This window comes from Lachnospira rogosae (ex Hitch et al. 2025), assembly GCF_040096455.1.
GTDB classification, from domain to species: domain Bacteria; phylum Bacillota; class Clostridia; order Lachnospirales; family Lachnospiraceae; genus Lachnospira; species Lachnospira rogosae.
The window spans coordinates 74,953-96,210 of sequence record NZ_JBBMER010000006.1 but is presented as its reverse complement, the minus strand read 5'-3'; the positions used below and the strand labels follow the sequence as shown (position 1 = coordinate 96,210).

Genomic DNA, 21,258 nt, shown 5'->3' with positions numbered 1-21,258 from the left:
ATTAAATATAAGAAATTTTAGAAACATATTGGAATTTTTACATAAAAAATAAACAAAAAAGAAATGTTATCAAATAATGACAACATTTCTTTATTATACTCATACTATTTATCATACTTTTTCATTAAGTATATTCGTTGATTTAATCAGTATATTATTATGCTTATCTGCTAAACAGCATATCAGACTGGCTTTCTTGCCGGAAACTCTATTGTTATAACCGTTCCATTCTCATCACTGCTTACTTTAAGATTATACTGCTCACCATAAAACAGCCTTATACGGTCATTGACATTTCTTGCTCCATAACCGCCAGACTCACTTGTTAAGAATGTATGAGCTGTTTCTTTTGGCATACCAATGCCATTATCCTTAACCTCAATATGAATAAGTCCGTTATAAAGCTTTGCTGCAACAGTGATAACTCCTCTTCTGTCAGTCAAAAGATCTATTCCATGCTCAATAGCATTTTCAACAAGAGGCTGTAATATAAGATTAAGCGATTCATACTCAAGCACATTTTCATCAATATCCATAACAACATCAAATGAATTATCGTGCATAATCTGCTGTATGTTAAGATATGACTCCATATTGCTTAATTCCTGCTTTACTGTCAGCGTATTCTTACCCTTATTAAGTGAAGTCCTGTAATAGTTAGAAAGGGCAAGTGTTATACCGCTTATATCATCCTGTCCGTACTCAATCGCCTTCCAGTTTATAAGCGATAATGAATTATAGAGGAAATGTGGGTTAATCTGTGCCCTTAATGCTCTCATCTCCGACTCTTTCTGGCTTAATTTCCCCTCATACACCTCATTGATAAGATTATTAATCGTACCCGTCATACTATTAAAGCCGTGTATCAATGCACCGATTTCATCCTTATCTGATGACCTTATAACAACATCAAAATCTCCATTCTCAACCTTTTCCATACTTGTTCTTAATTTATATATCCTCTTAGTTATGAAATCAGATGTAAATATTGTAGCCGCAGCCATTCCAATACACGCAACAACTAATGCAAGCACAATCATTGTAATAATGGAATTAGTTGATTTTAACATAAGCGACTTTGGTGCATACACATAGCTTGTCCAGCCTGTAACGTCTGAGTTCTGCTTAATAAGCACATAACCTGCTATATTACTGCATACATTTTCTGAAAAATCCGCTTTTTCTATAAACTCAGTAAACCGGCTGTCTGAAAGGATATATTTATCGGCATTATCCAAAAATGCTGCTTTTTTGCTTATAATACTACCATTGCCATCAGTTACTATAATGCCACTGTTATCTATAAGTCCTTTTGCATAAATATCCATTATACTGTCATAATCTACATTAATATACATAATTCCAGTAATGCCGGCAGTGGCAAGCGTAGACATCTTCCTTGCTGATATAAGCTCTTTCTTATCTTTATCGACATACCAGTTAATATTAGTCGAATTAACTGCTGAATTATAAAATGCTTCATTCTCAATCTCTGATAATGGTGCAAGTGTAGTGTCGTGCTTTATTCCGTTATTAATGTATATCGTCACCTTGTTAATATCATTGTGAAAATATTTCAATGAAGATACAAGCGGGTCAAATGTCGTAACAATCTGGCTGTACATTTCATATTTGTTGCTGTAATTGTAGGAAAGTATTCCTGATACAGTTTCATTAAATGTTATGTAATTGGACAGATTATCATATACCTCTATCTGTCCGTCCACTGTTGTAACCGACTGCCTTAATGCACTTTCCATTGAACGGACATCCCTGTCCATAAGTATTGAGCGCATCTGTCCATACGCAAATACAAAAAGTATTATAAGTGGCAGAAGACCTGTGACGACATATATTATAACAAGCTTATTCTGAAGCTTTATATTATTCACCCATTGCTTTAATTTTAATGGTTCACTCATAACACTTCACCTTTATCCCTGAACTTCTGAGGGCTTACACCGAAATATTCCCTGAAACTCTGGCAGAAATATGACACATTCGGATAACCTGTCTTCTCACTTATATTAACAATCTTCATATTAGTGTCCGTGAGCAGCTCCTTAGCCTTTTCCATTCTGTACTGTTTTATATATTTGCTCAAGTTCTGCCCTGTCTCTTTCTTAAAAAGCGAACTTAGATAACTTGGTGCAAGATATACCATATCCGCTAACTGCTGTGCACCTAACTCCTCACTATAATGATTATGTATATACTCCTTAACCGTTTCAATCTCTCTGTGCATTGTCAATGGATTACTGATAAAACTCTTCTCTAATATATCAATATTATGATTAACAATATCCATTATGCAGTTAAAATCCTCTGATGTATACAACTTATCAATCTGTGATGCAAATTCATCTTCATTGGTCCCTGGAAGTGCATCATAGAAATCTTTAAGCAGGTTAGAGAATACGAACTTAATATATATATGTGAAAAATTCGACTGGCTTCTGTATTTCTTGCATAAAGCATCAAAATGTATTCTTAAAAATGTTACATCTTTCATCTTAATGTCCTGCTTCATCTGCTTCATAAGAACATCATCATCTATCTGTACGAAAACAGGCATTTTATCACTTATATCGTTGGTAAATATATAGTTATTTGTCTGGTAGAACTTATTGCTCATAAGGTTTTCTAATTCGTCCATCATATCAGATATCCTGTGATAATCATCTATAATATCAGACACAGCTGCATACATAAACTGTCCCGTCTTACCGAATATATAATTATGCAGCTTTTCAAGCATATTCTTTAATAAATCCATACTTAACGCCTTAGCTTCATCTTTAATAAGTATAACTGACTGCTGTGTATTAAGATTAAGATACTGATATTCAATATCTCCCATACAATCCGCAAGGGTTAATATATTGGCATCTCCACCATCATATTTACCAAAGAAATCGGTATTGAATTCTATAAGAATAAGCCTGTTATAGCTTCTAAGAAAATCATCGCTTTCTAATATTCCCTTGGTATCAGCCTTATTAAGAAGCGAATACAGATAGAACTGCTTAACAAAATCCGCCTGTTTATTATAATTACTTGTATGAATACGTTCCTCATCAAGCTCTGCACACACTTTCTTAATTGTGTTCTCAAACTCCACAGGGTCAACAGGCTTTAAAATGTAATCTTTAACTCCCAGCTTTACCGCAAGCTTGGCATATTCAAATTCATTATATCCAGAAAATATTATTGTTTTAAGTTTTATATTATCTTCATTGAGCTTTTTAATAAGTGTTATTCCGTCCATAAATGGCATCTTCACATCTGTGAGAAGAATATCAATATGCTCTGCTTCATCACTGCATAAATATTCATATGCTTCCTTTCCATTAGCAGCCTCAACTATGCCCGCATTAATTGAAAGCCTTTTTAACAGCATTATTATTCCATTACGCTCTATTCTCTCATCATCAACAATTAATATATTATACATTTATTCTCCAATCTTTTTCCTGTATTTAACATACCTTAATAAATATACCAGCTTATATATTCTGCCCCTGTTTGTTATCCGAATATTGCAGGTTTTATTTTATATTATTTTACTATATTTTCTATATTTTGTAACCCATTTTTCTAATTATATATTATGCCAGCCTTGATTATCACTAAAAAAGCCTCTTAAAAGATATTTTCAATCCTTTAAGAGGCTGTCTGTTTATTAATACTTAATATTATTTGTTAGTTTCTTCAATGAACTCCTTGAGCTGTTTCTTAGCCTTGCCTGACACAATAATCTCTCTTGCCTTCTCAATACCATCCTTTAATGTAATTCCGTCTGAAGCAAGATATATAGCTGCACCAGCGTTAAGTAATACAACATCTGTCTTAGGTCCTTTAGCACCACCTAATATATCATTAACGATAGCTGCATTCTCCTGTGGTGTTCCACCAACAAGATCTTCCTTATTGCATCTTGTAAGTCCTAAATCTTCTGGCTTAATAACATATGACTTGAATTCATCGTTCTTGAATTCACATACCTTAGTCTCTGCACTAAGAGAAATCTCGTCCATAGAATCTCTGCCATATACAACCATAGCTCTCTTAACACCAAGATTTCTTAATACATGTGCAAGTGGTTCAACAAGTTCTTCGCTATATACACCGAATAACTGCATAGTAGCACCTGCTGGATTAGCTAATGGTCCAAGTACATTAAATAATGTTCTTATACCCATCTCTTTTCTTACAGCACCAACAAATCTCATTGCTGGGTGATACTTCTGTGCAAATAAGAAACAAAGATTAATATCTTTTAATATCTGGGCACTTCTTGCTGGAGCACAATCAATCTTTACACCAAGTGCTTCAAGACAATCGGCTGTTCCACACTTACTTGAAGCAGCTCTGTTACCATGCTTTGCAACAGGTATTCCTGCGGCAGATACAACAACTGATGAGAGTGTAGATATATTGATAGTATTAGAACCATCTCCACCTGTTCCTACGATCTCAAGCACATCCATATCATTAAGGAAACGCTCGCAGTGTGAACGTAATACCTTAGCTGCTGATGTAATCTCGTCAATTGTCTCACCTTTCATTGATAATGCTGTAAGGAATGAAGCCTTCTGTGCATCTGTAGCCTCTCCTGTCATTATCTCTTCCATAACCTGTTCCATAACCTCTGATGTGAGATCTTCTCTTTTAACTAACTGAGCTATTGCTTCTTTAATCATCGCCAAAACCCTAACCTTTCAAAAATATATTTACATATTAGTCCTATATGTTTTCGCTGTCAATCCATAAAATAGCAATTAAACTGTCAGTTTTGAAAATATCATCAAAAATAAAGTCTTCATAAAGGTTCTCTATATTATCTTCTGAATATTCAACCTGTCTTGAGAAAATGTGCACTACATCCATTCTATCCTTGAAAGAATACTCTCTGTGGTTATCCAACCACCTTATAATATCCATCTGTCTTATAACAAAAAAATTAGTTACTAACATCTGGCATTTGCCAAGGAAATCATAATCATATATTGACTTTGCAAAATATCTGAACACAAAATACTCCAAAAGCTGTCTGTATTCATATGCCCTTGAAACCATATAAGTTCCAAATTCCTCATTGAGTATATTGTATTCTTCATCACTCATCTGCTCAAAAAGGCTGTCAATAATATCCTTAAGTATGACCTCCCACTCAGGATTAAGCACTTCCATTTCTTCATAAGGATACAAAATCTGTCTTATACCCTGTTGTAATGATATATCCTCAAATTGTCCGCTGTCGCTTAGATTTCTTGTTTCATCTAAAGTATGGGCAATTCCTTCTTTGAGGTAATCATTAACAACAGATTTAATATTATCATACTCATCAGTGTTAATACACTGCTGGATTTTACTTCCCATATCAAGTATGACAATCAGCTTTTCGTGTATTGACAGGCTTTCCTTGGCTAATATCTTAAATACAGCCTCTCTTGCCGCGAATATCTGCAACGCAAATGAACTGTCATATTCTGAACTCGGTTCATATTCTTCATCACAGGCAGCAGTTTCCATACTAAAAGGACGATTTTCAGACAATATAATCCTTGCTGCTTCTTCACAGGCAAGACCAATTCCTGATTCCTTTATTGTACCATAATATTCCGAATATCTTGGAAACTGCTTACATACAACACCAAGATAATCTTCTCCAAGATTTTTATGTATTTCACATAAGCCATTATCATCAAGCATAGGACATTTGCCGTCACATAATTTGAAGCAATACTCCTCATCTTCATTCTGTGTTATGCTGTCAAGAATCCTGCTTTTAAGCTCACCTGTCATATTATTATAACGCTCATAGGTTTCATCATCTATGTCTATCTCCCAGCCGCCTATACAGCAGTTATCCTTACATTCGCTTGTTATACATCCAAATTCGTTATAATAAAATGGTACTCTCTGTTTCATTATCTTTACCTCAAAGTATATTCTATATAATTCTGTTAAATATATCTGATTTTATGTCTGCGATATCATCAATACTAATAATTATGTTATCCTGCATAACTATAATTTTCTGATAATCATCAATCTTTTTAATTACGCCGCTTATTGTAACATATTCTCCGCCATCTTTTCTTAAATCTTTAACAAAATAAGTTATGGTTACAACCGGCTGGCTGGCTATATTTGCTCGTAATATGGCGAATTTATTATTAAGAATATTAAGTTGTTCCTCGTCCTGTTCTATTTTCTCATCTGTAAGCCTTGCTGTTTCTGATATAGCTGCTCCAAGTCCGGTAAGTGCAGCAAATGGAGAAAACTGAGCAGCACGCTCATAATTAGACATTCTTTTATGCCTGTTATTTACAGGACGGGATTTATTAATTATATCTTCATATCCATTCAAAATAGTTCTCATTTCCCAATTATCAGCTTTATTCGTGATGACCGCCAATCTGCCTGTTTCTGTCCATAGCTGTCGCACCTTCTTTAAGATTCATTCCTCTGACAATTGCATTTTTGCCATATTTTTTCTTAATATCAACCATAGTCTTTAAGACTTTCTTCTCTTTTTCAAGCTTAGCACTTTCTTCCTCATTATCATCTTTATTAATAAAATCTGTGAATAAATCCATCTGATGATAAGAAGAATTCTTATTAACTGCTTCTTTTTCTGTTATGACATGATTAGCCGTTATATTAATTCGTCTTGATAAAAGCCTTTTATCTACTATATCATCATACAGTCTGGTAACTGCCTGCGTAGCAAGTGCAACTGAAGCTGTATAACGAGAAAGATTAGCCGTTCCGTGAGCGTGCTTTGGTATCTTCCTGCCATATCTGTCTTTTACAACCTCGCCTTTATACTCACCCGTGCTTCTTCCTGTAGATATATTATCTATATCATATCCAACTGTAAGCACAAGCTGGTCTGTCACAAGTCCTTTATCTATAAGGTCAAGCATAAGCAGATCTACCATCTCACATACAACTAACCTTGTCTTCTCATAATCATATGCACAGTGAAGTACCTGTCCCGATGATATGCTGTTGCTTTCTGGCTTATACTGCTTAATGTCTGCTATTGTACACGGCTCATACCCCCACGCGTGGTCAATAAGGAGCTCTGCATTTACCCCAAACAGCTTATAGAGCAGTTCCTCATTATAGAAATCCTGCTCACCGCCAAGCGAACATCTCGCAACATCGCCCATTGTATATATACCATACTCTTTAAGTCTGGAAGCATATCCAGCACCCACTCTCCAGAAATCTGTAATAGGCTTGTGTCCCCATAGCTTTTCCCTATAGCTTCGTTCGTCTAACTCAGCTATTCTCACACCATCTTTATCTGCCGGAATATGCTTGGCAACTATATCCATAGCAATCTTACATAGATATAGATTCGTTCCTATGCCTGCCGTTGCAGTAATTCCTGTCGACTCAAGCACATCTTTAATCATAGTCATAGCCAGCTGGTGCGGTGTCATCTTATAGGTATTAAGATATGCCCCGACATCAATAAATACTTCATCAACCGAATATATATGAATATCCTCAGGTGCAACATATTTAAGGTAAATGTTATATATCTGTGTACTGTATTTCATATATAAAGACATTCTTGGAGGTGCAATTATATAAGAAAGCTCGTAAGATTCATTATTCTTCAGTTCTTCTGAACTATATGAGCTTCCTGTAAACTGCCTGTTTCTTAACCTGCTCTTTCTTAGTGCATTGACCTCCTTGACTTTCTGTACAACCTCAAAAAGCCTTGCCCTTCCTGATATTCCGAAAGCCTTTAATGATGGTGATACGGCAAGGCATATCGTCTTTTCGGTTCTTTGGGGATCAGCAACTACAAGATTGGTATCAAGTGGGTCTAAATTTCTTTCGACACACTCCACAGATGCATAAAATGTCTTTAAATCTATTGCTATATACATATGGTTATTCTGCATTAATCATTCCCCACAATTAAATCTTACGCATAACCTCAAGTCTGCGGTGCAGCATTTTAATATGTTCCAGTTCCTTATCGTCAACTGCTCTTCCAGAATAATAGTATTCCACAGTTCCACACAGTTTATCATCATTATTATCAAGAACACCATTCTTTATAAGTATATTTTTTAAGTAATTAGATACTCCGATATTACCATCTATTATCTCAATATCATCCGGAAACAGCTTCGCAAATGAATCTTTGAAATAATTAAAATGTGTACAGCCAAGCACAAGTTCTGAATAATCATTAAAGTTATGTCCTGCAAACTGATTGTTAAGATAATTCATAACCTCTGCTGAATTAAATTCATCCTGCTGTGCAAATCTTACTAGCTTAGGAAGTGCAATAACATCTACCTTTGAGTCTATATCATACTTCATAATAAGATTTTTAAGTTTCACTCCCTTAGCCGTAACCGGAGTTGCAACAACCATTATCCTCTTACCCCTGTTATGTGCACAGGCTGGCTTAACTGCAGGTTCAATGCCGATTATTGGAATCTGGTATTTATTTCTTAAAAATGTAATGGCTGCACTAGTAGCTGTGTTGCACGCTAACACTATTGCCTTACAGCCCTTTGATACAAGAAAATCAACTGCCCTGTCTACATACTCTCTTATCTGTTCTGTAGTCTTTTCTCCATATGGCACATTATCAACATCTGCATAAAATACATAATCAACTTCAGGCAATGTTATCATTGCCTGATGAAGCAGTGATAAGCCGCCAATTCCTGAATCAAATATACCTATCTTCACGGTCCACACCTCATTTCCTTATACTTAAAGTCTTGTCGTCCACTCACTGCAATCCCACACGTCTGTTGCAAGTCCGTCATAGAACTCTGGCTCGTGGCATACCATAAGTATACTTCCTTTGTATTCTATAAGTGCTCTTTTTAGTTCTTCCTTGGCATCTACATCTAAGTGGTTAGTAGGCTCATCTAACACAAGAATATTAGACTCCCTATTTACAAGCTTGCATAATCTTACCTTTGCCTGTTCACCACCACTTAACACTCTTACCTTGCTTTCAATATGCTTAGTTGTAAGTCCGCATTTGGCTAATGCTGACCTTACCTCATACTGTGTAAAACCAGGAAATTCCTGCCATATCTCTTCAAGACAGGTTGTGTTAATATCAGGTGGCATCTCCTGTTCAAAATATCCTATCTCAAGATAATCACCCATAACTGCCTCACCTGATAACGGCTTAATTAAACCTAAAAGGCTCTTTAACAATGTAGATTTACCAATTCCGTTAGCACCTGTAAGTACTATTTTCTTACCTCTTTCCATCTCGAAATTAAGAGGCTTTGATAAAGGCTCATCATATCCGATTACAAGATCTTTAGTTGTAAATACATATTTGCCAGAAGTTCTAGCAACTTTAAAATTGAATTCTGGCTTTGGTTTATCCTTGGCTAACTCAATCATCTCCATATTATCAAGCTTTTTCTGTCTTGACATAGCCATATTTCTTGTTGCAACCCTGGCCTTATTTCTTGCAACAAAATCCTTCAAATCAGCAATCTCTTTCTGCTGTTTGTCGTAGGCTGCTTTCATCTGTGCCTGCTTCATCTCATACACTTCCTGGAACTTATAATAATCACCAACATATCTGTTAAGCTGCTGGTTATCCATATGGTATATTATATTAATAACGCTGTTAAGAAATGGAATATCGTGTGATATTAATATAAACGCGTTCTCATAATCTAAAAGGTATCTTTTAAGCCAGTCAATATGCTCCTTGTCAAGATAGTTAGTAGGCTCATCCAGAAGCAGAATATCAGGCTTTTCAAGAAGCAGCTTTCCTAATAAAACCTTAGTTCTCTGTCCACCACTAAGATCTGTTACATCTTTATCAAGTCCCAGCTCCAAAAGCCCCAATGCCCTTGCAACTTCTTCAACCTTAGCATCTATCATATAGAAATCGTGATTAGTAAGCATATCCTGAATTGTACCTAATTCTTCCATATATTCAGTCATCTGCTCGTCATCTGCATCCATCATCTTGTCACAGATTTCATTCATTCGTTCTTCCATAACAAATAAATCATCAAATGCCTGCCGCATTACAGAACCTATAGTCATTCCTTTTTCAAGTACAGAATGCTGGTCAAGATATCCCACCTTAATATTCTTAGCCCATTCAATCCTGCCCTCATCAGGCATAAGCTTCCCTGTAATTATATTCATAAATGTGGACTTTCCCTCACCATTAGCTCCAACAAGTCCGATATGTTCACCCTTTAATAATCTAAACGATACATCATCAAATATCGCTCTGTCACCAAATCCGTGTGTAAGATGTTCAACATTTAATAAACTCATATATTATCTCCATTCTTGTGCATATTAAAAGCCCCTTTCTTATTCAAAAAGGAGCTTTTACAATTCTGAAATATCATTGGAAATCCTGTGTGTGAAATCTTCTATAATACACCTTTAAAGAATTCTTTGATACTTTAATCTTCTTTAACTGTATTCCACCTGATAAGAATTCCTGAGGAATATTATTAATAAAATACTTCTGTAACATAGCTTTTAACTGCATATTCTTAGATCTCTGCAATGCTACAAGAAAGAATACAACAACAAATAACAGAAGCTTAATACCCATTGGTACATTATTCCAGATATATAATGCTAAATTTGTTGAAAATGTAAATATAACAAATGCAAATATCATATTAAATATAACCGTAAATATGTAAGTCTTAATCCATTCAACAAGATTAAGTGCTTTTAACTGATATAACAGCTTGTGATAATTCCTTGACTCTTCAACCGTAATAGGCATCTCATATACTTCCATAAGACTCCTCCATTAACTGTGCTTTTAATAGATTATATCCCCAAAATGCCTTATTTGCAACCATTAATACCGCTTCATTTATTAATAATCACTTAAGATTTCCTCAACATATTTAATTGAAATTTCAAGATAATTAGATATCTCATATTCTGGCACACCATTATCGTGAAGAATGAATATTAATTCTTCTATTGTTGTACCTTTTTGTCTTTCCATAACTATAAAATGTTTAACTTGTGCCTCATTCATAATTCCCCACCTCCATATGTCTTATGTATCTAGTTATTAACATATAGTTCTGACTGTTTAATTATTTTATCAAGCATATGTACTCTTATAAATGGGAAAGAGAAGTAATATCCGTCAACTATATCGATGGATTTATTAATAATTTCAACAGCCAAATCAATTCCTGCCTGTTCTCCTTCTTCTTTAGTCATATCCGGTCTGTATCTTAACAGAACCTCATCAGTTACATTAATGCCTGTCATCTCATTCTTCATAAATGAAGCATTCTTAAAGCTCACTAACGGCATTATTCCACATAGAATTCTTGCACCTGTTTCTTTTTTTATTGTGGCAATTCTTTCTATATCCTCATCACAGAATGCTGGCTGTGTCATAAAAAATGTAGCTCCTGCTTCCATTTTCTTCTTTACTCGTCCAATCTCTATATCCAGTCTTTTTCTGCCCTGATTAATAGCTCCGCCATATGTAACAGGCTGGTCTGCAAACTGTTCTGAATTCATATCATCTAATATATTCATAAAGCCTACAGAGTCAAAGTTAAATACGCTCTTAACACTGCTTCTCATTACCGAAGGTATTGGATCACCTGTAATGACAAGAAAATTATTAATGCCATTAATATCAGCACCTAATATCTGTGACCTGATTGCGATGGCATTTTTATCCCTACAGCAAAGATGTGGCATAACACACATTCCCGTCTGCCTTGACACTTTTTCTGCCATAAGAATAGAGTCTGCTCTTGTTCTTCCTGATGGTGAGTCAGGAAATGTCAATACATCTACACCCTTGCTTTTAAGATAATGTGCCGCATCTAAGAGCTTATCAGCATTACTGTCAAATGGAGGTGCAAGCTCAACTGCGATAAGCTTCTTCCCCTCCTTATTGTGATAAAATGCTGTGTTTACTGCCTGTACTGAATTATCAGTCTCCCAATCACAGCCTTCACCCTGTATGTTCTGTGTAAAATCTGCTTTGGAAGCTATTCTGTCAATATAGTCAGGTGTTGTTCCACAGCAGCCGCCGATTATATCAGCACCTGCATTTAACAATTCACACATTTTATCAGAATAATAATCCATATTCTTGTCAGAGAATATCATACGTCCGCTGACTGCCTGAGGATAACCTGCATTAGGAAGTGCACTTAAATACTTGTCAGTATGACGGCGTTCCTTTAATATGAACTGTTCCATATGTCCCGGTCCAATTCCGCAGTTAAATCCTAGAGCATCGATATACGGATTATCATCTGCAAGCTTAACTAGCTTAGACGAACTAAGTCCACAATTACTATATCCAAACTGGTTGATTGCAAACTGTGTTATAACAAATGGTCTGTCTGTCAAAACACTATCTGCTATATTAATTCCACCAATCGCAGCACTTCCTATATAATCTATGGCATCAGATATATTAGATAAATCTGCAAATGTCTCGAACACGAATACATTAATTCCTTCTTCAAGAAATACCTTCGCAATATCTACATATTCATCTACTACTGTCTGCTTGTCAAAAAGATTATCATTAGGTATAGGACCTATATCTGCGGCAATATATACTTCCCTGCCACATTCCTTAACTGCCTGTCTTGCATTGGCAACAGCTGCTTTTATATTAGCTTTAACCTCATCAAAATTGCATTCAAGATTAACAGTATTAGCCGCAAATGTATTGGTTCTTATAAGCTTTGCCCCTGCATTAATATATTCTTTGTGAATATCTGTGACACGTCTGCCCATAGTAATATTAACAGACTCTGGCAGTTCATTAGTATCATAAACTCTTGAGTAATATGTACCAAATGCTCCGTCCGTTATTAACTTATGTGCTTCTAAATAGGTTTTAAGCTTTTCCATACAACTCTCTATTCCTCTCTACGTTCTTTTCAATTCTTAATCAATCGGTATTCCTTATAAATACCATTTCAATTAAACCTTAATTAATCAACCGATACTTCTGTTATTAATATATTTCAATTAAAATCACATCTTATTCATATATAATATTGTTAATTAGTAAATCCCATATTGCTACATTGGTGCCGGTCACACTTTAAGTGAATAACCGACACCAATCTGGCATATATTAATATATTTTTTATATTCTACATCTGATTAATGTGTAAGGAAGAACATTAGGGTAAATAATATAGCTATTACCCATGTAAATGCTTTAACTTCCTTAGACTTGCCAGAAAATACTTTTATAAGAATATATGATATAAGACCAAATGCAATACCATAACTTATATTATATGCAAATGACATAAATGCAATTGTAAGGAATGCTGGAACTGCAACTGATATATCATTCCAGTCAATCTTAGCTACACCACCCATCATAAGTACACCAACGTATATAAGAGCTGCTGCTGTAGCACTACCTGGAATTAATGCTGCTATAGGGCTTAAGAACATTGCCACAAAGAACAAACATCCTGTTGTGAATGATGATAAACCTGTCCTTCCACCTTCTGCAACACCTGATGATGACTCAACGAATGTTGTAACTGTAGATGTACCACATACAGCACCTACACAAGTTGCAAGGGCATCTGATAACATAGCCTTCTCAAAATTAGGAACCTGTCCATTCTCATCAAGCATATCACCTCTTGAGCATGCACCATAAAGTGTTCCAAGAGTATCAAACATATCTACCATACAGAAAGCAAGAGCTGTTGTAGCAATTATAAGTACAAGGTCTGCTGTTGTATGATTAGCAAGATAATGTGAGAAATCAAATCCCTGTGTAAATACCTTGCCAAATGACATTGAAGCCCAATCACCAAATGCAGCAAATGGATTAAGAGTCATTCCCTCAAAAAATCCATCATAAAAGCCTGGTATAGTAAATCCTAATACATAGTAAATAACCGTTCCACCAAGAATACCCCAGAGTACTGAACCTTTAATCTTTCTTACTGAAAGAACTGCTATTATAACAAGAGCAGCTATAGTTACAATCTTTGGCATAATTGTTGCCCAGCTTGCATTACCATTAAGTACATTAAATGAAGCAAGATTTACAAGTGTTGACTCATCATTAACAATAAGTCCTGCATTCTGTAAACCAAGAAATGCAATAAAAAGACCGATACCAGCTGGTATAGCCATTCTTACTGCGTCAGGTATAGCAGCAAAAAGCTTAGCTCTTATTCCTGTTACTGTAAGAATAATAAATACAATACCATCTAAAAGAACTAATACAAGTGCATTAGCATAGCTTAACCCAAAATTAAAGCAGGCTGTATACACGAAAAAAGCATTAAGTCCCATACCTGATGCCAGACCTAGCGGAAGGTTAGCAAGAAATGCCATTGCAAATGTTCCAACAACTGCTGAAAGAGCTGTAGCAATGTATATAGCATTGTAGGATACTTCTGGAAGTGCAGAAAACATACCTGCATTAACCATAAGGATATACGACATTGCCATAAACGTTGTGATACCGGCAAGAACTTCAACCCTTACTGTTGAGCCGTGTTCTTTTACCTTAAAAAACTTTTCCATTATTAAGTCTCCGTTCCTTAAATTATTACGTATGCTTATATAGCGTTTACACTCGATTATAACATACATTTATTAACTTTGACCAGTCTATTTTTATAATTATTTAACAGACTTTAATAGAAAGTTTAATATTATTCAACCATATCTCCAATGTTCTTTAATACATCTTCAAGATTATAAGGCTTAGTAATGAACTTCTTAGCACCTTCTTTAAGTGCCTTAATAACCTTATTCTGCTGTCCTGCGGCTGTTATCATAATAACATTAGCATCCGGATCATAGTCCATAATCTTCTCAAGGCACTCTATACCATCCATATTAGGCATTGTAATATCAAGCGTAACAACATCCGGAGCATACTGCTTATAAGCAAGTTCACCTTCAAGACCATCAGAGGCTTCTGCGACTATACAATATCCAGCATCTTCAAGAATATTTCTTAACATCATTCTTGACATACCTGAATCATCTACGATAAGAACTGTGTGCTTGTCACCCTCATCTACCGAACCAGCCTTAACAGCAAGCTTTCTTGTTACAGGCATCTGCCCTATAGTAACATCACTGTCTACAGCAATATATAATGATACTTCACAGCCATTGATATATATAGGCAGAACATAAGCATTACCCTTGGCAATCTGATTCTCATATGCGAACTGAGGAAGAATTTCGATATCAATATTCTCATTAGATAATGCTGATGAGAAAAGTCCATCTATACAATTAATGAATTCACCTACTGCATCGTAACTTTCAAGTCCGAATTGGAAATCATCTGACTTAGAATATCCCTTTGCAATATCAATAAATGCCTGTGGGTCGTTCTTTACAGCAAAACCTATCACTGAATTAACATCACCTTCACATCTCTGTCCAGCAAATGCCCTATATTCAAAATTATTTACATGCTCAATCTTTCCAATATAATAATTGCTTGTAACAAATCTTGTAATATTTCTTAATGCAAGTGCCGCAATATCTGTTATATATGGCTTTGAAGCATATGCAAACATAGGCACAATCTTATCAATATCATCATTCTTTAAAGCCTCAAGTTCTTCAGGTGCAAAACCAATGCTCTTTCTGAATTCTTCAATGTGTGTTTCAATATCGTTCTGTGAAAGGCCACTTACCTCTTCAAGCACCTGCATAAATTTGATATAAGTGCTTCCCTGCTTATTAAGCATATCCTCTAGCTGTTCCTTAGTTATATAGCCTTCTTCAACCGCTATATCACCGAACTTAGCATCCTTTTGTGTCTGGAGAATATTAATCTCCTCAGCCTTTTCCTTAGTAAGAATACCTTCTGATACAGCAATAAAGCCAAGCTTTGCCCTTACATTTTCCATCTTGCTAATAACTTCATCCAACTGTTCCTTAGTAATAACTTTATTGTCCACAAGATATTTTCCAAATAACTGACTAAACATACATATCTCTCCTTACTATATTATCACTATTCTAATTTTAATATATTCTAATTCATTCTTAATAAAATTTCAATTATTTATTAAGAAAAGTACAAAAAATGAGTACTGCAACCAAAAGGTCACAATACTCATAAAAAAACTATATATTTTGTATATAATCTGTCAATTACTTAATGAGACTTTCTTTAATCTTAACAACTGCCTTATGAATGTTAACTGGTTCATCCATTGTGCAGTTAGGACGATGAATATCATTAGTAAAGAATACTGTGAATTCACCCGGATGTAATGTTACGAACTGCTCATTCTCTACATCTGCATAGAAAATATTATCCTTACCTGCTGGTTCTTCACCTGTAACACCTGGAAGAAGTGGTGCATAGCCCTGTACTTCCTTTCCTGTGAAAAGATACTGGATATCGATATAATTTCTATGGCTTTCTGCTCTCTTATTCTCAACTGGAGCTGTTGTCTGGTCCTGAATAAGTACAAAAATATTATCTCCGTCAAGCTCATATCTTCCCACTGGAAGCTCTGCTGTTTCTGGCTTAGCAAGAAACTCTAAAGCTGTAGCAATAGCTGCTGGATACTGATAATTGCCTTTCTTGGCATTAAGTGATGCATAAATCATTGTTAAAAACCCCTTTCGTGTCTTTTAAAAAATTTCTTATATAAACTGTAGCACTATATGATACAAGTTTCAACACTTTTCTAACAACTTTCCAACCTTACACAACAAAACACGGATATCCGCCATATCCAATCCTGAGATTGAACTACAGCATAATACCCGTGTCCTATTCTACTTATCTAATCAGAAGATTTTATTATTAATTATTATTCCTGAATAGCCTTAAATGCCTCATCAAGGTCTTCGATAATATCATCAATATTCTCTGTACCGATTGAAAGTCTGATTGTGTTAGGTTTAATTCCCTGGTCGAGAAGTTCTGCTTCGTTGCACTCTGAATGAGTTGTGCTTGCTGGATGTATAGCAAGTGACTTAACATCAGCTACATTTGCAAGAAGTGAGAATAACTCAAGATTATCGATGAACTTCTGTGCTTCTGCTGCTCCACCCTTGATTTCAAATGTGAAGATAGAACCACCACCGTTAGGGAAGTACTTCTTGTAAAGTTCCTGCTGCTCAGCATTAGTTGAGATAGATGGATGGTTAACCTTTTCTACTAATGGCTGATTCTTTAAGTACTGAACTACCTTTAATGCATTCTCAACGTGTCTTTCTACACGAAGTGATAATGTTTCAAGTCCCTGAAGGAAAATGAATGAATGTATAGGTGAAATTGTAGCACCTGTATCACGAAGAAGGATAGCTCTGATGTATGTAACAAATGCTGCTGGAGCTGTATCCTTTGCAAAGCTTACGCCGTGATATGATACATTTGGCTCTACTAACCATGGGAACTTATCTGCCGCTGCAACCCAGTCAAACTTACCGCTGTCTACGATTACACCACCAAGTGTTGTACCGTGTCCACCGATGAACTTAGTTGCTGAATGAACTACGATATCAGCACCATATTCGATAGGTCTTACAAGGTAAGGTGTTGCAAATGTATTATCAACTACAAGCGGAATGTTGTGTGCGTGTGCAATCTTAGCTATTCTTTCAATATCTACTACTTCTGAGTTAGGATTGCCAAGTGTTTCAATCTGTACTGCCTTTGTGTTAGGTCTGATAGCTGCTTCGATAGCATCATAATCAAATGGATCTACGAATGTAGCTTCAATTCCGTAATCTGGAAATGTATGTGCTAAAAGGTTGTATGTACCACCATAAATATTCTTAGCTGCTACGATATGGTCACCTGCGTGTGCAAGTGCCTGGAAAGCATATGCAAGTGCTGCTGCTCCTGAACCAACTGCAAGTGCTGCTACACCACCTTCAAGTGCTGCAATTCTCTTTTCAAATACATCTTCTGTTGGGTTAGTAAGACGTCCGTAAATGTTACCTGCATCTTTAAGACCGAATCTGTCAGCAGCGTGCTGGCTGTTATGGAATACATATGATGATGTAAGGTAGATTGGAACTGCTCTTGCATCTGTAACTGGATCAGGCTGTTCCTGTCCTACATGTAACTGTAATGTTTCAAACTTAAGATTTCTGTCTTCGTAATGTTTCTTTGCCATAATAATATCCTCCATATCTATTGTCTAATAAGTCTTAGCATATAATTCATATATGTGTTTGTTATCGTTGTCATTATATTACAGCCATTAACCTACCAAGTCAATAGTAGATATTATTCCTAATAAATATAACCCATTATAGTTTTTACCTATAACCCAACACACAAAAAAGCGGCAGCCAAAAAGCCACCGCTAATTATTACAACCATCTCTCATTACACTACTCCAGCCAAACACCGCCCCCTCGTTAAATTAATAATCTCCCGATCGCATCCCGCCGTCTGTCGCACCCCAGTTGTGCAGGCGTGTTATATTACAAGCTGGGTGCTTTTGCAGCCGTCGGCACTTAGCGGCTGTCCTTTAGCCGCTTACGTGTCCGCTACGGCTGCAAGCAGTGCGAACGTGCCCAGCGGCAATAAACAGCCTTCACAACATCCGTCCGCCACACACCTCCTGGCAGAGCCATTGAAGATTATTAATTCAACGGACAAGTAATCCTGAACATCTCCTCTATTATATGATGAAGCAGCTGTGCCGTCTCACTATCCGCAAGTTTATAATATATCTCTTTACCTTCTCTTCTGCTTGTTATAAGCCCGCTCTTTTTCAACAGCTTAAGATGATGTGAAACCGCAGGGTCACTCATATTCATAGCTGCCGCGATATTACTTACACATTCCTCGCAATGACATAAAAGCCATAATATCCTGATTCTGCTTCCATCACTTATCTGCTTGAATACTTCTGCCACTACTACACATTCATCTGTGTCTGGCATTCTTTCAAGAACTTTTTCAATATTCTGTCCGTGGTCGTGTGGAAGATTTACTTCTGACATTTCCCATTCCTCCTAATCTGCATACTGTAATCTGTCTGTCTTATTCGCAGGCTAATCTTTATATGAAAGACATCTTGTTGCATTAAGAACTGCAAGCACCATAACACCTACATCTGCAAATATAGCCATCCACATATTAGCAACACCTGCTGCTCCAAGTGCAAGGCAGGCTATCTTTATTGCAAGTGCAAATACTATATTCTGGTGAACTATTCTTAATGTCTTTCTCGAAATATTCATTGCTGTAGCAATCTTTGCAGGGTCGTCATCCATAAGAACAATATCAGCCGCCTCAATTGCCGCATCTGAACCAAGTGCACCCATTGCTATACCAATATCTGCTCTTGAAAGTACTGGTGCATCATTAATTCCATCACCAACAAACGCAAGCATTTCATCTTTACCCTTGCTGTTAAGAAGCTTCTCAACCTCAATAACTTTATCTGCCGGCAAAAGCTCACTCTTAACTTCATCAACACCAAGCTTTCCTGCAACCTGTTCTGCAACTTTCTTAGCATCGCCTGTAAGCATAATAACCTTTTTAACGCCCGCTTTCTTAAGTGCTGCAATCGCCTGTTGTGATGTAGGCTTGATAACATCTGATATTACAATACAACCAGCATATATGCCACCGATAGCTACATATACAAGTGTGCCAAGAGCATTTTCTATGCTATCTTTCCCGGCACTGCTATCAATGTTGTACTTATTCATAAGCTTTAAGTTACCAGCTAATACTTCTTTACCGCCTATATCAGCTTTTACGCCGTGTCCGCTTATCTCCTCTATATCTGTAACCTGTCCGGTTTCAACTTCCATACCATAAGCATCACGTATACTCTTACTGATTGGGTGGCTTGAATAGCTTTCTGCATATGCTGCCGATTTAATAATATCTTCCTTAGTAAATCCATTGGCAGTTATAACATCTGTAACTTCAAATACACCTTTAGTAAGTGTTCCTGTCTTATCGCATACAACATATTTGGCTTTAGATAAATTCTCAAGATAGTTAGAACCTTTGATAAGGATACCTCTAGAAGAAGCTCCGCCTATTCCACCAAAGAAGCTGAGAGGAATAGATATTACAAGGGCACAAGGGCAGCTTATAACAAGTGTTGTAAGAGCTCTTATAAGCCATTTTGACCATTCAGCAGGATTGCCCATAATAAGACTTACTACTGGTGGAATAACCGCAAGCACCAAAGCTCCTATACATACCGCTGGTGTATACACCTTTGAAAATCTTGTGATAAAATTCTCTGAACGGGATTTTTTCATACTTGAATTCTCAACAAGATCCAATATCTTAGATACTGTAGACTCGCCAAATTCTTTAGTTGTCTCTATCTTTAAAAGGCCTGTCAGATTGACACAGCCGCTTATTACCTCATCTTTGACCTTTACACTTCTTGGAAGGCTCTCACCTGTAAGTGCACTTGTGTTAAGTGTAGATTCACCACTTACAACAATGCCATCGATTGGGATTTTCTCACCAGGTTTTACTACTATTATTGTCCCGATTTCCACATCATCCGGATCAACCTGTTCTAACCCACCTTCCTGCTCGATATTTGCATAGTCAGGCCTTATATCCATAAGCGCTGTGATATTCTTTCTGCTCTTGCCTACAGCGTAACTCTGAAAAAGCTCACCTATCTGGTAGAAAAGCATAACTGCTGCACCTTCTACATATTCACCAAGTGCTATTGCACCGACAGTAGCTATTGCCATAAGAAAATTCTCATCAAATACTTCACCATGGAATATTCCGTGAACAGCCTTCTTTAAAATGTCATATCCTATTACAAGATATGGAATAAGGAAAAGCACCAGTTCCACATATTTATTAACCGGAGCAAGATAGCATATAAGCTTAAATGCTACTAAAAGAACGGCTGATATAATAATTCTTATTAATACTTTTTTCTGCTTCTTAGTCATATTATCCTCCATTCCTGCGAAGCATTCTCCTAATTAACATTAACTAATTATTAATTAAATAAATATCTCGCAATCAGATTCAACCTTCTTACAGTTCTTTAATACGTCCTGCATTACAGAAGCCACATCTGCTCCCTCATCGAATTCAACCTTCATCTTCTGTGTCATAAAAGAAACTGTTGCATCTTTAACACCTGCTGTCTTCTTAGCTGCATCTTCCATCTTTAATGCACAGTTAGCACAATCAACCTCAATACCATATGTTTTCTTCATAACAAACCACCTTTCTGTGTCTTAACCGACACTGCAGACCTGTTATCCAGCCCG

At 36.2% G+C, this 21,258-nt stretch carries 18 protein-coding genes; all 18 read right to left on the bottom strand.

Features of this window, described 5'->3' with window-relative positions:
- Positions 1 to 182 precede the first annotated feature (182 nt).
- Positions 183 to 1,922 (bottom strand): sensor histidine kinase, encoded by a 1,740-nt coding sequence (locus tag WMO14_RS09115; RefSeq protein WP_349153709.1) that lies wholly within the window; start codon positions 1,920 to 1,922, stop codon positions 183 to 185.
- On the bottom strand, positions 1,919 to 3,454 hold the full coding sequence (locus WMO14_RS09110; RefSeq protein WP_055175392.1) for a response regulator transcription factor: 1,536 nt from the start codon (positions 3,452 to 3,454) through the stop codon (positions 1,919 to 1,921). The genes WMO14_RS09115 and WMO14_RS09110 overlap by 4 nt, the downstream gene beginning before the upstream one ends.
- A 241-nt stretch (positions 3,455 to 3,695) precedes the next feature.
- Positions 3,696 to 4,703, bottom strand: a complete 1,008-nt coding sequence (gene trpD / locus WMO14_RS09105; RefSeq protein WP_022502790.1) for an anthranilate phosphoribosyltransferase — start codon at positions 4,701 to 4,703, stop codon at positions 3,696 to 3,698.
- 43 nt (positions 4,704 to 4,746) lie between these two features.
- Positions 4,747 to 5,934: a flagellin lysine-N-methylase gene (gene fliB, locus WMO14_RS09100; RefSeq protein WP_349153708.1), complete on the bottom strand. Its 1,188-nt coding sequence runs from the start codon at positions 5,932 to 5,934 to the stop codon at positions 4,747 to 4,749.
- A gap of 22 nt (positions 5,935 to 5,956) precedes the next feature.
- Entirely contained in the window at positions 5,957 to 6,376 is a 420-nt protein-coding gene (locus tag WMO14_RS09095) for a YolD-like family protein (protein ID WP_242854129.1), read from the bottom strand.
- A 28-nt stretch (positions 6,377 to 6,404) separates the two neighbouring features.
- A complete protein-coding gene (locus tag WMO14_RS09090) occupies positions 6,405 to 7,931 on the bottom strand; it encodes a Y-family DNA polymerase (RefSeq protein ID WP_349153707.1) in 1,527 nt (508 codons plus the stop codon).
- 16 nt (positions 7,932 to 7,947) lie between these two features.
- Positions 7,948 to 8,736 carry a glutamate racemase gene (gene murI / locus WMO14_RS09085; protein ID WP_349153706.1) on the bottom strand — a complete coding sequence of 263 codons (789 nt, stop codon included), beginning with the start codon at positions 8,734 to 8,736 and terminating at the stop codon, positions 7,948 to 7,950.
- A 24-nt stretch (positions 8,737 to 8,760) separates the two neighbouring features.
- The gene (locus tag WMO14_RS09080) at positions 8,761 to 10,314 is read right to left on the bottom strand and encodes an ABC-F family ATP-binding cassette domain-containing protein (protein WP_022502795.1); all 1,554 of its coding nucleotides are present in this window, start codon (positions 10,312 to 10,314) and stop codon (positions 8,761 to 8,763) included.
- 73 nt (positions 10,315 to 10,387) lie between these two features.
- Positions 10,388 to 10,798 (bottom strand): hypothetical protein, encoded by a 411-nt coding sequence (locus tag WMO14_RS09075; protein WP_090139536.1) that lies wholly within the window; start codon positions 10,796 to 10,798, stop codon positions 10,388 to 10,390.
- Between the two features lie 81 nt (positions 10,799 to 10,879).
- Positions 10,880 to 11,047 carry a hypothetical protein gene (locus tag WMO14_RS09070; RefSeq protein ID WP_022502810.1) on the bottom strand — a complete coding sequence of 56 codons (168 nt, stop codon included), beginning with the start codon at positions 11,045 to 11,047 and terminating at the stop codon, positions 10,880 to 10,882.
- Positions 11,048 to 11,076: 29 nt separating this feature from the next.
- A complete protein-coding gene (locus WMO14_RS09065) occupies positions 11,077 to 12,909 on the bottom strand; it encodes a bifunctional homocysteine S-methyltransferase/methylenetetrahydrofolate reductase (protein WP_349153705.1) in 1,833 nt (610 codons plus the stop codon).
- Positions 12,910 to 13,167: 258 nt separating this feature from the next.
- Positions 13,168 to 14,565 (bottom strand): NCS2 family permease, encoded by a 1,398-nt coding sequence (locus tag WMO14_RS09060; protein WP_349153704.1) that lies wholly within the window; start codon positions 14,563 to 14,565, stop codon positions 13,168 to 13,170.
- A gap of 131 nt (positions 14,566 to 14,696) precedes the next feature.
- Entirely contained in the window at positions 14,697 to 15,998 is a 1,302-nt protein-coding gene (locus WMO14_RS09055; protein ID WP_082437100.1) for a response regulator, read from the bottom strand.
- Positions 15,999 to 16,164: 166 nt separating this feature from the next.
- Positions 16,165 to 16,629, bottom strand: a complete 465-nt coding sequence (locus WMO14_RS09050) for a NanQ anomerase/TabA/YiaL family protein (RefSeq protein ID WP_055306463.1) — start codon at positions 16,627 to 16,629, stop codon at positions 16,165 to 16,167.
- Between the two features lie 206 nt (positions 16,630 to 16,835).
- Positions 16,836 to 18,149, bottom strand: coding sequence for an O-acetylhomoserine aminocarboxypropyltransferase/cysteine synthase family protein (locus tag WMO14_RS09045; RefSeq protein ID WP_055306462.1), 1,314 nt, complete (start codon positions 18,147 to 18,149; stop codon positions 16,836 to 16,838).
- A 475-nt stretch (positions 18,150 to 18,624) separates the two neighbouring features.
- The gene (locus WMO14_RS09040) at positions 18,625 to 18,987 is read right to left on the bottom strand and encodes an ArsR/SmtB family transcription factor (protein ID WP_022502816.1); all 363 of its coding nucleotides are present in this window, start codon (positions 18,985 to 18,987) and stop codon (positions 18,625 to 18,627) included.
- 51 nt (positions 18,988 to 19,038) lie between these two features.
- The gene (locus tag WMO14_RS09035) at positions 19,039 to 20,931 is read right to left on the bottom strand and encodes a heavy metal translocating P-type ATPase (RefSeq protein ID WP_349153703.1); all 1,893 of its coding nucleotides are present in this window, start codon (positions 20,929 to 20,931) and stop codon (positions 19,039 to 19,041) included.
- 54 nt (positions 20,932 to 20,985) lie between these two features.
- A complete protein-coding gene (locus tag WMO14_RS09030; protein WP_349153702.1) occupies positions 20,986 to 21,204 on the bottom strand; it encodes a cation transporter in 219 nt (72 codons plus the stop codon).
- Between the last annotated feature and the right edge of the window lie 54 nt (positions 21,205 to 21,258).